Annotated in this window: 14 protein-coding genes; 2 read left to right on the forward strand and 12 right to left on the reverse strand. The window is 62.1% G+C overall.

Annotated elements, in window-relative coordinates; translation table 11 throughout:
- Nucleotides 1-9: 9 nt before the first annotated feature.
- Genes zitB through CKW09_RS06725 form a run of 3 tightly spaced genes read right to left on the reverse strand, consistent with a single transcriptional unit; the run spans nt 10 to nt 4,774 of the window.
- The gene (zitB, locus tag CKW09_RS06715; RefSeq protein ID WP_095096285.1) at nt 10-972 is read right to left on the reverse strand and encodes a CDF family zinc transporter ZitB; all 963 of its coding nucleotides are present in this window, start codon (nt 970-972) and stop codon (nt 10-12) included.
- The gene (locus CKW09_RS06720) at nt 972-4,172 is read right to left on the reverse strand and encodes an ATP-binding protein (protein WP_095096289.1); all 3,201 of its coding nucleotides are present in this window, start codon (nt 4,170-4,172) and stop codon (nt 972-974) included. Before CKW09_RS06720 ends, zitB begins: the two co-directional genes overlap by 1 nt.
- Nucleotides 4,169-4,774 (reverse strand): response regulator, encoded by a 606-nt coding sequence (locus CKW09_RS06725; RefSeq protein ID WP_061800175.1) that lies wholly within the window; start codon nt 4,772-4,774, stop codon nt 4,169-4,171. Before CKW09_RS06725 ends, CKW09_RS06720 begins: the two co-directional genes overlap by 4 nt.
- A gap of 209 nt (nt 4,775-4,983) precedes the next feature.
- On the opposite strand from CKW09_RS06725, the gene aroG reads away from it, so the two are divergent.
- Nucleotides 4,984-6,036 carry a 3-deoxy-7-phosphoheptulonate synthase AroG gene (gene aroG / locus CKW09_RS06730; RefSeq protein ID WP_095096296.1) on the forward strand — a complete coding sequence of 351 codons (1,053 nt, stop codon included), beginning with the start codon at nt 4,984-4,986 and terminating at the stop codon, nt 6,034-6,036.
- A gap of 128 nt (nt 6,037-6,164) precedes the next feature.
- Here aroG and gpmA read toward each other — a convergent pair whose 3' ends face one another.
- The 9 genes from gpmA to modE form a co-directional block, all read right to left on the reverse strand.
- A complete protein-coding gene (gene gpmA / locus CKW09_RS06735) occupies nt 6,165-6,917 on the reverse strand; it encodes a 2,3-diphosphoglycerate-dependent phosphoglycerate mutase (RefSeq protein ID WP_061800173.1) in 753 nt (250 codons plus the stop codon).
- A gap of 217 nt (nt 6,918-7,134) precedes the next feature.
- On the reverse strand, nt 7,135-7,476 hold the full coding sequence (locus CKW09_RS06740) for a PsiF family protein (RefSeq protein WP_061800172.1): 342 nt from the start codon (nt 7,474-7,476) through the stop codon (nt 7,135-7,137).
- 197 nt (nt 7,477-7,673) lie between these two features.
- Nucleotides 7,674-8,717 carry a galactose-1-epimerase gene (gene galM, locus CKW09_RS06745; RefSeq protein WP_095096299.1) on the reverse strand — a complete coding sequence of 348 codons (1,044 nt, stop codon included), beginning with the start codon at nt 8,715-8,717 and terminating at the stop codon, nt 7,674-7,676.
- A complete protein-coding gene (gene galK, locus CKW09_RS06750) occupies nt 8,711-9,862 on the reverse strand; it encodes a galactokinase (RefSeq protein WP_061800169.1) in 1,152 nt (383 codons plus the stop codon). The genes galM and galK overlap by 7 nt, the downstream gene beginning before the upstream one ends.
- The gene (gene galT / locus CKW09_RS06755; RefSeq protein WP_061800168.1) at nt 9,859-10,911 is read right to left on the reverse strand and encodes a galactose-1-phosphate uridylyltransferase; all 1,053 of its coding nucleotides are present in this window, start codon (nt 10,909-10,911) and stop codon (nt 9,859-9,861) included. Before galT ends, galK begins: the two co-directional genes overlap by 4 nt.
- Before the next feature lie 286 nt (nt 10,912-11,197).
- Entirely contained in the window at nt 11,198-12,016 is an 819-nt protein-coding gene (locus tag CKW09_RS06760) for a CPBP family intramembrane glutamic endopeptidase (RefSeq protein WP_095096301.1), read from the reverse strand.
- Between the two features lie 134 nt (nt 12,017-12,150).
- A complete protein-coding gene (locus CKW09_RS06765; protein ID WP_061800166.1) occupies nt 12,151-12,723 on the reverse strand; it encodes a cysteine hydrolase family protein in 573 nt (190 codons plus the stop codon).
- A 123-nt stretch (nt 12,724-12,846) separates the two neighbouring features.
- Nucleotides 12,847-14,319: a molybdate ABC transporter ATP-binding protein ModF gene (gene modF, locus CKW09_RS06770; protein WP_095100040.1), complete on the reverse strand. Its 1,473-nt coding sequence runs from the start codon at nt 14,317-14,319 to the stop codon at nt 12,847-12,849.
- A gap of 90 nt (nt 14,320-14,409) precedes the next feature.
- Nucleotides 14,410-15,201 carry a molybdenum-dependent transcriptional regulator gene (gene modE, locus CKW09_RS06775; RefSeq protein WP_095096303.1) on the reverse strand — a complete coding sequence of 264 codons (792 nt, stop codon included), beginning with the start codon at nt 15,199-15,201 and terminating at the stop codon, nt 14,410-14,412.
- A gap of 189 nt (nt 15,202-15,390) precedes the next feature.
- Between modE and CKW09_RS06780 the strand changes: the two genes are divergently transcribed.
- Entirely contained in the window at nt 15,391-15,540 is a 150-nt protein-coding gene (locus CKW09_RS06780) for an AcrZ family multidrug efflux pump-associated protein (RefSeq protein ID WP_073970379.1), read from the forward strand.
- Nucleotides 15,541-15,615 lie beyond the last annotated feature (75 nt).

The following is a 15,615-nucleotide window of genomic DNA, read 5'->3' on the forward strand; positions in this document are numbered from 1 at the left end:
TCGTGCTGTCTAGTGGTGGTGCCCCAGGTGTGAATGCGACCCTGAATGTGAGTGTTCACTCGGCTCGGGCGCCCGGTTGATGCCGCAGTCCGGCGTATCGCAGTGCTGGTATTCCATCTGAATGGTCACGTGGCCGATGCGGTAACGCTCCAGCAGGTAGGCCTGAATGCGCGTCAGCAGCCCGTCGTGATCGTGCGGCGGGATCACCTGCGCATGCAGCGTCATCAATTTTTGCTCGCCTATCTGCCAGACGTGAACGTGGTGAATGTTGCGCACCTCGGGGATGTTCAGGCACAGGTCTTTTTGCAATTTGGCGATGTCCACCTCCTGCGGCGCGCCTTCCAGCAATTCGTGGAAGCTCTCTTTCAGCAGCCGCCAGGCGCTGCGCAACACCAGGCAAGACACCAGCACCGACAGTATCGGGTCAATCGGCGTCCAGCCGGTGCTGAGGATGACGATGGCGGCGACGATGGCGCCCACCGAGCCGAGCAGATCCCCCAGCACGTGCAGAGCGGCGGCGCGCACGTTGATGTTCTTCTCTTCGCTGCCGCGATGCAGCAGCCAGAAGGCGAACAGGTTAGCCAGCAGCCCCGCTACGGCGATAATCAACATCGGCGTGCCCATCACCGGCTGCGGTTCGAAGAAACGCCGTATCGCCTCCCACAGGATGAATACCACGATCGCCAACAGCGCGGCGGCATTGAGAAACGCCGCCAGCGTAGTCAGGCGAAGATAGCCGAAGGTATGACGCGCATTGGGTTTACGCTGTGAGAAATGCACCGCCATCAGCGCCACCAACAGCGCCGCGGCGTCGGTCAGCATGTGGCCGGCGTCGGCCAGCAGCGCCAGCGAGCCGGAAAGCAGGCCGCCGACCACCTCGGCCACCATAAATACCGCGGTGACCAAAAAAGCGGTCAGCAGGCGCTTACTATTGCTGTCTTTAGGCAGGTGTACGTGTGAGGAGTCCGACATTATTCATCCTTATGCTGAGCGAAAGAGGGAGGATCGGCGCGGAGCAGAGCGTCCAGCTCCGGCACTATCCGCGCCATCCCGGCGGTTAATTCAGTATAGGCGGCGGAGTCCAGCGCTTCCTGACGCGCTGTTTCCGCCAGCCGTTGGCACAGCCGCGCGGCTGTCGGCAGCTGCAGCATCAGCAGGCTGCCCTTGATACGGTGGGCGGCTTGCCCCAACTGCGACCAGTTTGCGGCGGCGGCGGCCTGACTGAGCCGCTGCCGATCCTCACGCAGCGTGCCGAGCAGCGTGGCGGCCAGGCGTTGCAGCATCTGGCGGTCGCCGCCGGCCATCTCCGTCAGCGTCCGCTGCAGGTCAGTAAGGACTAACTCTTGTTCTGCAGCCTGGGGCTGCTGCGATAGCAGTTGCCCGATGGCATTCAGCGAAATCGGCTTGGTCAGGAAGTGGTCAATCGACACCAGGCCAGGCGGAATGCGGGTAAACTCCTGCACGTCCGCCGAACAGAGTATTATCCGGCAGGGCGGCCGCCGCCGGCGCTGCTCGTCGCGTCGAATCAGCCGCGCCAGCGTCAGGCCGTCCGGGCGCGGCATATTGTAGTCGATAAACAGCAGGTCGAACGGCCTGTGCCGCTGGGCCTTCAGCAACGCATAGCCGCGTTCGAAGCGTGCAGGCTGCAGCCCAAAATGGCGCAGCTGCCGCTCCAGCAGCAACACATTGGTGGGGTGATCGTCGATCAGTGCAGCGCGCAGCGCGGGGGATGGCGGCGCCGGCGGTTCCTCCCGCGGGTCGGCGGCAGGATCCGCATGGCTTACCGCCAGCGGGATGGTCACGTCCACCCGGGTGCCGGCGCCCGGGTGCGACTGCAGCCCGATGCGGCCGCCCATTTGCTCGACGATCTCTTTGCAGATCGACAGCCCCAGGCCGGTGCCCTGCACCGAGATGCGCTGCGCGCCGCGCGCCCGGTAAAACGGTTGGAACAGTTTGTCGATCTCATCGGCCGCAATGCCGCAGCCGCTGTCGGTCACCGTCAGCCACAGTTCACCCTGCCGTTCATCCAGCGGTCGCCAGCCGACGCTCACCTGAATCGCGCCGCGCGAGGTGAACTTTATCGCGTTGTTTATCAGGTTGTTAGCCACCTGAAGTAAACGCTCACCATCAATCATTACCGCCTTCGGCAGGCTCGGGTCCGCACTTACTTCCAGCGTCAACGGCCGCTCGCCGATCAACGGGCGGTACAGCGCGTCGATGCGTGCGATCCACGGCCGCAGGGCCAGCGGCTTCGGCGCCAGCGTCAACGAGCCGGTCTCCAGTCGGGCATGATCCTGCAGGTCGTTGAGCAGGTTGAGCAGCGACGAGGCTGAGCTGTAAATCACCGGCAGCCCCTCCGGCACAGGCCGGCGTTTCAGCTCCAACTCCAGCAGGCCGAGAATGGCGTGCATCGGCGTGCGCAATTCGTGGCTGACGGTGGCGAGAAATTTGCTCTTCATGCGATTTTCCGCTTCGGCATGGCGGCGCGCCCGCTCCAGCTCCTGCCGTTCGCGTTTTTCACGGCGCTGCAGAATAAAGCGCCGCAGCGTCAGCGCCAGCAGCAGCAGGATGGCGGCGGCCAACAGCGCCAGCAGCCAGGTGGTCTGCGGCGGCATGCGGCTGTCGTTGACGGCGTCGATCAGGTTGCTGCGGTCGACTATCCATTCATCACGCAGCGACTGCAGCGTTTCGGCCGGGATTTGCATCAGGTTTTTATCGAGGATCGCCAGCAGCAGCGGCTGGTCCTGCCTTACGCCGAAGGCGATCGGGTAGGCGATGTTGTTGGCGGCGAACGCCAGCTTTATCGCGCCGGAATAGCGCGACAGCGCCAGAAAGTTGGCGGAAATCACGTTATCCACCAGCGCATCCAGCTGGCCGTTGGCCAGGGCGTCGTACATCGTTTTGCTGTCGGCAAACCGCACCGGCTCTTCATTGGCCGGCAGCAACCCCTGCGCCAGATCGCCCTGCAGCACGCCGATGCGCTTGCCGGCCAGGCTGCCCCAGGTGGAAACGCCGCTGGCGTGCTGGCCGACGTAAACGCCCCACAGCGAGCGGTGGATCGGCATGCTGGCGCTGTAACGCGCCTTGACGCCGCGCGCCAGCGGCAGCGCGGTGCGGAAGCTGGCCTGGCCGGACTGCACCAGCTGGTCCGCCTGCTCGGCATTGCGCGCCCAGCGCGGCGCGAAGTTCAGCCCGGTGTTTTGCGCGACAATGTTGAGGATATCGATGGCGTAGCCGCGCGGTCGGCCGTCGGAACCGCGATAGGCGAACGGGAAGTCGTTCTCGATGGCGGCGTAGTAAACGGTGGGGTGCGCCGCCGCCCAGCTTTTTTCCATCTGGGTCAAATCCGCATTGCCGGTGTCGAGGTAGCTGGGGATCTTTTTGCTCCAGCGGCTCTGCAGGGCGTTCATCAGCTCCATCGGCGCGTCGGCGATGGCGGCGTTGAGGGTATCGATCAGCGGTTGATTGGCGGCGGCGAACACGAACGACAGATTGCCCAGATTTTCGGCGCTTTCGATCTGGTAAAGCTGCCCCAGCTGCAGCTGGTCGATGATAAAGCTGGCGCTGGCCTCGTCGGCGATAAAGTAATCGCTGCTGCCGTTGAGCAAGGCATACACCGCCTGCAGGTTATTGTCGTAGCGCTGTACCTGAGACGCCGCCCGCTGCAGCGCGCTGCCGGCCTGCATGTCGGTCAGGGCGCTGATCGCCACCCGGGCCTTGGCGGAGTTGAGCATCACCGGGCGATCGTTGCTGCGGTCGCGCAGGACCCGCAGGTTGCTGACGTAATAAGGCTGCGAAATTTTCAGCCCGCGCAGCGCTTCGCTCTGCGGCAGGCCGTACACCAGGTCGATGACGCCGTTATGCAGCGCCTGCTCAAGCTGCGCCAGGTCGGCGAAGCCGTAAATGGCGAAGTGAATGCCGGTCACCTGCTGGATATAGCCGAGGTAGTCGGCGTTCAGGCCGTATAAATCGTCATCCACGATGATGTTATAAGGGCTGGTGTTCTCGCTGATGATACCCACGCGCAGCGTGCGGTCACGCCAGGGATTTTTCTCGCTGGCGATCAGCATTTCCGCCGGGGCCGTCAGGTTGCTGACCAGCTGATAGCGCACCGGCGCCGCCTGCGCCAAGGCGCAAAACAGCAACAGCAGCAGCAGGGCGCTACGCATCACGGCGCCAGTTCCCGGAATACCGCCACCAGTTCCAGCAGGTTGCTGGCGCCGGTTTTGCGCAGAATGTTTTTCTTGTGGGTGCTGACGGTTTTATTGCTGATGTGCAAGATCTCGGCGATCTGCAGGTTCGACAGCCCCTTGCTCAGCAGCCCCAGCACCTCCAGCTCTTTCGCCGTGAGCTGCGCGCCGTCCGCGGTCTGCGGATCTTCCGCCACGGCGACGTCGGGGAAGCTCAACCCGCCGTCCAGCACCCGTTCAATCGCCCGCACCAGCTGCTCCAGCGTGCTGCCCTTGTTCACGAAGCCATTGGCTCCGGCGGCATGGGCCATGCGGGCATAGATGTCTTCTTCCTGCGCGGTGTAGATCAGGATCGGCTGTTGCGGATAACGGCGGCGGATCTTTTTCAGCAGTTGCAGCCCGTCGACCTGCGGCAGGCCGATATCGAGGATCACCAGGCTAAACGCGCCGGCCGCCAGCTGGGCCAGCGCCTGGACGTCGTCCTGCGCCGCCTGCAGAGTATAGGGACGGGAAGATTTCATCAGCGCCGCTTCCAGTGCGACATGAACCACCGGGTGGTCGTCAACTAACAGTAAAGAAGGCATGTTTAGTCCCTGCAACGCTATCCTGAACGCTAGCATAGCGAAAAAGTAGGCTCTGCGCTCCCCCGATGAAACAGCACAATCTACTGTTAATTTGGCCGTTCGGCCGACGGGCGGCAAAGGTGATTTACAGCGCCATCCGCACAGGCTAGATTGATTGGATCTATGCACTTACGCACTGCGAATACCCCTCGATACCGAATGGAAAAGCTATGAATTACCAAAACGACGACTTACGCATTAACGAAATCAAGGAACTCCTGCCACCGGTGGCCCTGTTAGAGAAGTTTCCGGCCACTGAACGCGCAGCAGAGACGGTGTCCCTGGCCCGCAGCGCAATCCACCACATCCTCCGCGGCAGCGACGATCGCCTGCTGGTGGTGATCGGCCCATGCTCCATCCACGACACCAAAGCGGCCAAGGAATATGCGGCGCGCCTGCTGACCCTGCGCGAAGAGCTGAACGGCGAGCTGGAAGTGGTGATGCGCGTTTACTTTGAAAAACCGCGCACGACCGTGGGCTGGAAAGGGCTGATCAACGATCCGCAGATGGATAACAGTTTCCACATCAACGAAGGCCTGCGCCTGGCGCGCAAACTGCTGGTGGAAATCAACGACAGCGGCCTGCCGGCCGCCGGCGAGTTCCTCGACATGATCACCCCGCAGTACCTGGCGGATCTGATGAGCTGGGGCGCCATCGGCGCGCGCACCACCGAATCTCAGGTGCACCGTGAGCTGGCCTCCGGCCTGTCTTGCCCGGTCGGTTTCAAAAACGGCACCGACGGCACCATCAAGGTGGCGATTGACGCCATCAACGCGGCCAGCGCGCCGCACTGCTTCCTGTCGGTGACCAAGTGGGGCCACTCGGCGATCGTCAACACCAGCGGCAACGGCGACTGCCACATCATCCTGCGCGGCGGCAAAGAGCCGAACTACAGCGCGGCGCACGTGAAAGACGTCAAAGACGGTCTGGCCAAAGCGGGCCTGCCGGCGCAGGTGATGATCGATTTCAGCCACGCCAACAGCAGCAAACAGTTCAAGAAGCAGCTGGACGTGAATGCCGACGTTTGCGGCCAGATCGCCGGCGGTGAAAAAGCGATTATCGGCGTGATGATCGAAAGCCATCTGGTGGAAGGCAATCAGAACCTGGAAAGCGGCGAACCGCTGGTTTACGGTAAAAGCGTGACCGACGCCTGCATCGGCTGGCAAGACACCGAAACCGTGCTGCGCGAGCTGGCGGCGGCGGTTAAGGCGCGCCGCGGCTGATAGCCCACGCGGGGCCGCGGCCCCGTTATTTATTCCTTCCCGCCTCGTTTATCAAGGTTCGCCGTAGCGGCGGAAAATAAAAAGCCCCCGGTTTGCATCGGGGGCTTTTTCATGTCAACGGGCGAAAATCACTTCGCTTTACCCTGGTTCGCCACGGCGGCCGCTTTGGCGGCGATCTCGTCGGCGTTGCCCAGATAGTAACGTTTGATTGGCTTGAAGTTCTCGTCGAACTCATACACCAACGGCACGCCGGTCGGGATGTTCAGCTCGAGGATTTCATCTTCGCTCAGGTTATCCAGGTATTTCACCAGCGCGCGCAGGGAGTTGCCGTGCGCTGCCACGATAACGCGCTCGCCGCTCTTGATGCGTGGCAGGATCTCTTCGTCCCAGTAAGGGATAACGCGATCGATGGTCAGCGCCAGGCTTTCGGTCAGCGGCAGCTCTTTCTCGGTCAGCGCAGAGTAACGCGGATCGTGGCCCGGGTAGCGTTCGTCTTCTTTGGTCAGCTCTGGCGGCGTTACGGCGAAACCGCGGCGCCATTGCTTGACCTGCTCGTCGCCGTATTTCTCAGCGGTTTCCGCCTTGTTCAGACCCTGCAGCGCGCCGTAATGACGTTCGTTCAGCTTCCAGGATTTTTCGGTAGGCAGCCAGGCTTGATCCAGTTCGTCGAGGATGTTCCACAGGGTGTGGATCGCGCGCTTCAGTACGGAGGTGTAAGCGAAGTCGAAAGAGAAACCTTCGTCTTTCAACAGCTTGCCAGCTGCTTTCGCTTCAGTGCGGCCTTTATCGGACAGATCAACATCATACCAACCGGTAAAGCGGTTTTCGTTGTTCCACTGGCTTTCGCCGTGACGCACCAGAACCAGCTTAGTTACAGCCATAGCTTAACTCCTTAATAATCTGACATTTCAATGATAACGAAAATCATTATATTGCCGTGGCCCAGGGCTCGGCAATCGATAGTGTCTAACCATAGCCAATTTCTTGCCGCAAAGTAAGTGCTGTTCCGAGGAAAAAGCTGAATCGATCAGGCGGGGAGGACAGAGGGAAAAACGGCGCGTCGAAGGCTCACTTCGCCGCGCCGTGGCCTCGAAAAAATCAGGCGGATTTTTTCAGGCAGCCGCTCATAAAGGTTTTGCGCTCGTCGCCCTTCAGGTTTTTGCTCTTGGCGTCGGCGTTACAGTTTTTCATCTTTTGCTGTTGCGGAGTCAGGGTTTTGCCCGCGGCGGAGGAACCCTCGGATTTCAGGCAGGTGCTCATGAAGGTTGAGCGGTCCGCGCCTTTCAACGACTTGGTCGAAGCCTGTTGGTTGCAATCGGTCATGCGTTTTTGCTGGGCCGCCTGCGCCGGAGAGGGCGTTTTCGCTGCGGTATCGGCCGCCATCAGGTTAGTGCTCAGCATTAAGCCCGCCAGTAATGGAAGTGCAGTGATCAGACGCATAGGTGTTCCTTCAGCTATTGATTGGCCGGCATTGGCCTAAAATTGTGACGTTGCACAAGGCGTTGTGCTTATCACGGTAGCCTGATTCTAGTGCGCGGGTTGGAATAAGGAAAGGCGTGCGCCGGCGGGGCGGGGCGGGAAAAAGGTAAGCATTTATAACAAATCGCCCCCGGCCGCACGGCAAGGGGCGCGGCGGGTCAGATCGGATAAAACTGATAATGGGTGGCGCTGTGATAGCTCTGCCCCGGCTGCAGCCAGCAGCTCGGCTGCGGCCACTCGGGATGGTGCGGGCTGTCCGGCAAAAACTCGCTCTCCAGCGCCACGCCGGCGTAATTGGCGTAGCTGCCGCCGTCGCGCGCCGGGGTGCCGGCCAGATGATTGCCGCTGTACAGCTGCAGCGCCGGCGCACGGGTGAAAACGCTCATCTGCACGCGGTTATCGGCGGACCACAGGTGCGCCGCCGGGCTGTCCAGCGCGCCGCAGGTGCGGTGCAGCAGATAAGCGTGATCGTAACCGTTGACCTGCTGCTGGCAAGGGTCGCGCAGAAAATCCTGCAGCAGCGTTTTCGGCCGGCGAAAATCCATGCCGCTGCCGTCCACCGGCGTCAGATCGCCACTGGGTATGCCTTCGCCGTCGACCGGCAGATAACGATCGGCAAACAGCTGCAGTCGCTGGCGGCGCGCGTCGCTGCCGGCGCCGTCCAGGTTGAAGTAGGCGTGATTGGTCAGGTTCACCGGGCAGGCGCGATCGGTCTGCGCCTGATAGGTGATTTCCAATCGGTTGTCGGCGGTGAGATGGTAGCGGACCTGCACCGCCAGATTGCCGGGAAAGCCCTGATCGCCGTCCGCCGAATGCAGCGCGTAGCACACCTGCCGCGCGTCCTGTTGCACCCGCCGCCAGCGCCGCGCATGAAAGCCTTCAGGGCCGCCGTGCAGCTGGTGCTGGCCCTGATTGGCGACCAGCGGATGCGCTTTGCCGTCCAGGGGCAGGCTGGCATGGGCGATGCGGTTGGCGTAGCGCCCGACGGTGGCGCCAAGGTAGGCGCTCTGGCGCAGGTAGTCCGCCGGCGTGCGGCAGCCCAGCAGCAGCTCGCGCAGTTCACCGGATCTCAGCGGCAGCGCGGCAGAGAGCCAGGTGGCGCCCCAGTCCATCAGCGTCACCGTCATGCCGGCGGCGTTTTGCAGCCGGGTCAGTTGATAGGGCTGCCCGTCCGGCGCCCGTTCAGCGCTGTCCATCAGCATGAGCCAGCCCCCTGCGACGCTTTGCACACGTAAAACGTTTCCCGCAGCCCGTCGGTCTGCAGCGGATATTCCCGCGCCACTGCGGCGCGCACCGGCTCAACCAGCGCCTGCGGCATCAGGGCGACGACGCAGCCGCCAAAGCCGCCGCCGGTCATGCGCACGCCGCCGCGATCGCCGACGATCGCTTTGACGATCTCCACCAGCCGATCGATCGGCGGCACGGTGATTTCGAAATCATCGCGCATTGAGGCATGCGACTCCGCCATCAATCGGCCCATCAGCGGCATGTCGCCGGCCGCCAGCGCATCGGCCGCCGCCAGGGTACGATCGTTTTCGGTGATCACATGGCGCGCCCGTTTGGCGACGATCGGATCCAGCTCGTGCTGGATCGAGAAAAACAGCTCCGGGCTGACGTCGCGCAATGCCTTGACGCCAAAGAAACGCGCCGCTTCTTCACATTGTCTGCGGCGGGTGTTGTATTCGCTGTCGACCAAACCGCGTTTTACATTCGAATTGATGATCACCACCGCAATATTGTCCGGTACCGATACCGCCCGCGTCGACAGCGTGCGGCAGTCGATCAGCAGGGCGTGATCCCGTTGGCCGAGCGCGGAAATCAGCTGATCCATAATGCCGCAGTTGCAGCCGACGAACCGGTTCTCCGCTTCCTGGCCGTTCAGCGCCAGCGCCACGCCGTCCAACGGCAGCGCATACAGCGCCTGCAGCGCCTGGCCCACGGCCACCTCCAGCGAAGCGGAAGAGCTGAGGCCCGCACCCTGCGGCACGTCGCCGGCGATCACCAAATCGGCGCCGCCAAAATCCGGGTTGCGGCTTTGCAGGTGTTTCACCACGCCGCGCACGTAATCGGACCAGCGCTGAGTCGGATGGCGGACGATCGGATCGTCGAGCGAAAACAGATCCTGCTGGTTGTCATAATCGGCGGCGATCGCGCGGATCTGGCGATCGTCGCGTTTGGCGCAGGCGATCAGGGTCTGGTAATCGATGGCGCAGGGCAGTACGAAACCGTCGTTATAATCGGTATGTTCGCCGATCAGATTCACCCGGCCCGGCGCCTGAATGGTCAGCGCGGGCGCGTAGCCGAAGTGCTCGGTAAAAATGCGGTGGGTATGTTGTTTCAGGCTCATGCTTGGGCTCCGGCTTCACGGTAATGAATATCGCTGACGGCGCGCAGACGCTCTGCGGCCTGTTCAGCGGTCAGATCGCGCTGGGTTTCCGCCAGCATCTCGTAACCCACCATAAACTTGCGCACGGTGGCCGAACGCAGCAGCGGCGGATAGAAATGGGCGTGCAGCTGCCAGTGGCGGTTGTCGGCGCCATTGAACGGCGCGCCGTGCCAGCCCATGGAGTAGGGGAAAGAGCACTGGAACAGGTTGTCATAGCGGCTGGTCAGCTTTTTGAGCGCCAGCGCCAGATCGGCGGCCTGCGCGGCGCTGAGATCGGTAATGCGCGGCACCGCCGCTTTTGGCAGCAGCAGCGTTTCAAACGGCCAGGCGGCCCAGTACGGCACCACCGCCAGCCAGTGCTCGGTTTCCACCACGGTGCGGTCGCCGGCGGCCAATTCCCGCCGCATATAGTCCAGCAGCAGCGGGGAATGGCGCTGCTGAAAATACTCGCGCTGCAGGCGATCTTCGCGTTCGACCTCGTTCGGCAGGAAGCTGTTGGCCCAGACTTGCCCGTGCGGATGCGGGTTGGAGCAACCCATCGCCGCGCCCTTGTTTTCGAACAGCTGCACCCACGGATAGCGCCGGCCCAGTTCGGCGGTTTGCGCCTGCCAGGTGGCGACGACCTTCTCCAGCGCCGGCAGCGGCAGCTCGGGCAGGGTTTTGCCGTGATCGGGGGAAAAGCAGATCACCCGGCTGGTGCCGCGCGCGCTTTGGCAGCGCATCAGCGGATCTTCGCTCTCCGGCGCCTGCGGGGTATCGCTCATCAGCGCCGCGAAGTCATTGACGAAGACGTAGGTGTCGCGGTAATCAGGGTTTTTGTCGCCGGTGACGCGGGTGTTGCCCGGGCACAGGAAGCAGTGGGGATCGTGCGACGGCAGCGCGGCGTTGGGCAGCGGTTCTTGCTGTCCTTGCCAGGGGCGCTTGGCGCGGTGCGGCGAAACCAGTACCCACTGCCCGGTTAACGGGTTATAGCGGCGATGGGGATGGTCGATGGGATTAAACTCCGTCATGGCGTTTCCTTTCTCGGCGCTGACGCGGCGTGATGTAATCGCTTTCACTCACCGGTTGCGGCGCCCTTCACTGGGTAAAGAGATAATGATGGGCAAAAAGATAGCATGCTTACGCAGAGGAAAAGGTGATCTAGCGCGAATAATGGAATCGTTTACACTCGAGCGACGATCGGCGAGGCCGCGCTGCGGGGATGGGGGTTTAGCGGAACATGAGCCCTGGGGATATTATGATGATAGCGTTTTCATCCATAATGCCGGCAGAAAAATGCCTGCCGGCGTTGAGGTTTTATGGATGCTGGTACAGCGGGTAGGTGAACAACAGCAGGTGCGTCAGATTAAGCCCGAAATGGAACAGGATCGGCACCCACAGACGGCCGCTCCACATCCAGGCCAGGCCGTAAATCACCCCGGCCAGCGTGGCGAACGCCACCATCAGCAGGCCGCCGGCCAGATGCGCCGCGCCAAAGACGGCGGCGGCGACGATCAGCGCCGGCCAGGCGCCCAGCCACTGGCCGAGGCGTTGCTGCAGATAGCCGCGGAACAGCGCCTCTTCGGCCATGCAGACGAAGAACAGGTTGGCCATCAGGAACGGCAGGATCCAGGCGGGCGCGTGCGGCTCTATTTTCAGCCCGCCCAGCGCCACCGCCAGCAGCAACAGCGCGGGAACGCTGGCCAGCAGGGCGATCCAGGCCGATTTTCCGGCGCGCTGGCCGGTATTGGCCGAAAACAACGTGGGCAGGCAGGCGAACAGCAGGAAGGGTACCAGCGCCTTATCGAAGTTGTAATACATGGTGAAAGGCGCGCTGAGCGGGCCGGCTTTTTCACCGACTATCATCAACTGGTTATGGATATCCGGCACCAGATGCAGGAACAGCGCTACGCAGCCGGCGATCACCAGGGCTTCGAAGACGAGCGCCAGATGACCTTTGGCGCGAAAATGATGCCGCAGCCACGCCAGCGCAACGATGACCAGCAAATACCCCAGGCTGAGCGGCGTCAGCACGCCATGATAGAGCCCCATACCCGCCGATGCGGCCAAAATTAACCAGGCTATCAACCGGTTAAACGGCAAGAAAAATAACGAAGCAGCAAGTACGCCCCACATAATATGTCCCTTTAAAATATGCACACGGCGCTCAATGCCTTTGCGGCGTGCGAATATGGCGAAGCTGAGCGCTAAAGCGGATAGTAGCACAGGGAAATGACACTAAAGGTCGGGGCAGTGGGCTCGCGCCCTCGTCAACGCTTCATCCAACTGGGCGAACGGGTGATTTCCGCCAGGTTCTGCAGGGTATCCAGGCTTTGTTGATGCAGTTCCTGCGTGGGCGCGGCGCAGAGATCCTGCAATACCGTCACCTGGAAACCGGCGTCGTGCGCCTGGCGCGCGGTGCTTTCGATCGCCAGCGGGGTGCTGACGCCGCCCAGCAGTAAATGATGGCAGCGGTGCTGCTGCAGCCAGGCTAACAAATTGTTACCGCTGAAGGCCGAAACCGCCGTTTTTTCGAACCGCAAATCCTCCGGTTCCCGCCGTAGCTCGGGCACCCATTGGCAACCCGGGCTGCTCAGGCGCAGGGCGCCGATCTGTTTCAACTGATTGAACAGCGGCGAGTGCGGGGGAATATCGTGATAATCGTCGGCGAAGCCCACCCTTACCCAGATGACCGGGATTTTTCGCACCCGGGCGTAGGCCGCGGCGGCATTGACGTTGGCGATAAGATGGCTCGCTGCCGCCTGTTCGCGGCAGTGGTTTGCGCGCCCTTTGGGGCCAATCAGATCCTCGATCAGATCGATAATAATCAGCGCGGCGGACATAGGGTCTCCAGAAAATGGCCTGCTATCTCTTTATGATAAAAGGCCAAATGTGATGCGTTGCGGGGAAGTGTTGCCGGATATGTCATCGGATGAGTGGCGAAGCCCCACCCATCCGGGGCGGGCTCAGGCTAGCTGCTGATGGCGATAACGGTAGTCGTCGCCGTCGGGCACGAAGCTCAGACGGTGGGTGATGCATTGCGGCGCGTCTTCGGCGTGGTGCGAAACGAACAGCAGCTGGGTGGCGCCCTGGCCGATCAGCACGTCAATGAAGCGGCGCACCAGCTGGCGATTGAGCGGATCCAGCCCCTGCAGCGGTTCATCGAGGATCAACAGCGCCGGATGCTTGACCAGCGCGCGGGCGATCAGCGCCAGCCGCTGCTGGCCCCAGGAGAGGCTGTGGAAGGGAGCGTCTCCCTGCGCGCCGCCGAGCCCCAGCAGCGCCAGCCATTGGTCGGTGAGCTGCTGCTGGCGATCCGACACCGCCTGATAGATGCCGATGGAGTCAAAGAAGCCGGACAACACCACGTTGCGCACGCTGCTGCTGACGCGGTAATCCAGGTGCAGGCTGCTGCTGACGTAGCCGATATGGCGTTTGATCTCCCAGATGGTTTCGCCGCTGCCGCGGCGGCGGCCGAACAACGTCAGATCGTTACTGTAGCCCTGCGGATGATCGCCGGTGATCAGGCTGAGCAGCGTGGACTTTCCCGCGCCGTTCGGCCCGACGATCTGCCAGTGTTCGCCGGGGTTCACCTGCCAGTCCAGATGATTGAGGATCGGCCGGTCGTTGTAACTGACCACCCCGTCGCGCAGTACGATCAGCGGGCGATCCGCCGGCAGCCCGGCTGGCTGCGCCGGATCTTCGGTTTCCGGCAGCGCCAGCCCTTGCAGGTTTTCGCTGTGCGCCAGCTGCGCCACCAGCGCCTCCGCCATCACCTGCGGCCGCGCGCCCTGACTGGTCAGGGTGCAATCGGCCAGCACGCCGACCTGTTGGATAAAATCCGGTATTTCGTCAAAGCGGTTGAGCACCAGGACCAGGGTGTAACCCTGCGCGCAGAGATCGCTCAGCAGGGCGGCCAGCTGGGCGCGCGAGTGCACGTCCAGCCCGTCGAAGGGTTCATCGAGGATCAGCAGATCGGGCTGCGGCATCAGCGCCCGGCACAGCAGGGTTTTGCGCGTTTCACCGGTGGAAAGGTATTTGAAGCGGCGCGACAGCAGGGGGGCGATGCCGAACTGGGTGGCCAGCTCCGCGCAGCGCGCCGGATCGCTGACCTCTTCCTGAATGATTTCCGCCGCGGTGCGGCCGGTGTCTTCTTCGCCGGGGCTGAGCAGATCGGTGTTGTTGCGTTGCCATTCGTCGCTGACCAGCTTTTGCAGCTGTTCGAAGGAAATGCGCACCACCCGTTTGAAATCGCTGCGGCGTTCGCCATTGAGCAGGGTCAGTTCATCGGCCAGCGCACGGGCCAGGGCGGATTTGCCGCTGCCGTTGGCGCCGACGAACGCCCAGCTGTCGCCGGACTGGATGTGCAGCGCCTCCAGCGTCAGGGTACGGGTATCGCTTAAGCGAAATGAACCTTGCGAAATGTGCAACGACGACATCACCTGTTCCTTTTTATGCAATTGTTTGCCTTAGAAATAGGCGCATTGCACAGCGATGTCAATCAACAAAAATGCAACGTCACGTTGCGCTTAGCACAACGTGGCGACGATCACCTGGTCGGCGTTAAACAGCGCGTGCACCGCGGCGCCGGGGCTCAGCTTCAGCGCCTGCAACTCTGCGGTGCTCAGGGTGGCGCACAGGGTTTCACCGCCGGCCAGCGTCACCAGCACTTCGCTGTACTCGGCGCCCGGCTGAATGCTGGCCACCACGCCCGCCAGCGCATTGTGCGCGGCATCGGCCCGCGGCGTCTCGACGCTCAGCTTCACCCAGGGAGCCTTGATCAGCGCCAGCACTTCTTTGCCGGGAACCAGCCGCAGCCGATCGGCGCTCTGCTGAGTGATCGCCGCCGCCAGGCGGGTCTGGCCGTCGTTCAACAAAATAGCCAGATGCTGCTGCACCTGCTGGTGGTCGCGTTCGATCACGGTGCCGAAAAACTGGTTGCGCGCGCTGGTCTGCAGCGAAAACCGTGAAATGGCCGCCAGCAGGCTGTCGAGCGGCAGGCTGTCCTGCTGCAGCACGTCGAAGGCTTTTTGCTGCACCTGGCCCAGCAGATCGTACAGCTGGATCAGCCGCTGGCCGTAGCGGGTGACCTGGGCGCCGCCGCCGCCTTTGCCGCCGGTGGCGCGTTCCACCACCGTGTGCTCCGCCAACCGGTTCATTTCGTTGATGGCATCCCAGGCGCTTTTGTAGCTGATGCCCGCCAGCTTGGCGCCCTGGCTGATGGAGCCGGTGTGTTGCACCTGTTTCAGCAGCGCGATGCGGCGCGGATCGGCGAACAGTTTTTGCTGGAGTTTTAAGGTAAGGAGAATTTCGGCCTGCATAACGCGTCCTGTCGGCTGCAAAAGTCTTATTGTCGCCGATTTGGCCGCAAAGCGCCAAATGGCACGTTTGGCCGGTTACAAATGTCGCCGGCTGTTTAAAATAACCCCGTTTTGCCGATCTTTTGGGGTAAACTATCCCTTATGTGGCGGTGCGCATTGCCGCTCAATAAGCCGTTAAGCGAGGCCATCATGTTGGAATTATTGAAAAGTCTGGTATTTGCCGTCGTAATGGTGCCGGTGGTTATGGCGATCATTCTCGGCCTGATCTACGGTTTGGCGGAGGTCTTCAACATCTTCTCCAAAGTGGGCCGCTCGAAAGAAAACCGCACCCAGCACTGACCGTCCCCCCATCCCGAACGCCCGCCGCCACCTGCGACGGGCGTTTCTCAAGTTATCTCTCATCCTGCCGATAAA

It is taken from the genome of Serratia ficaria (assembly GCF_900187015.1).
GTDB classification, from domain to species: domain Bacteria; phylum Pseudomonadota; class Gammaproteobacteria; order Enterobacterales; family Enterobacteriaceae; genus Serratia; species Serratia ficaria.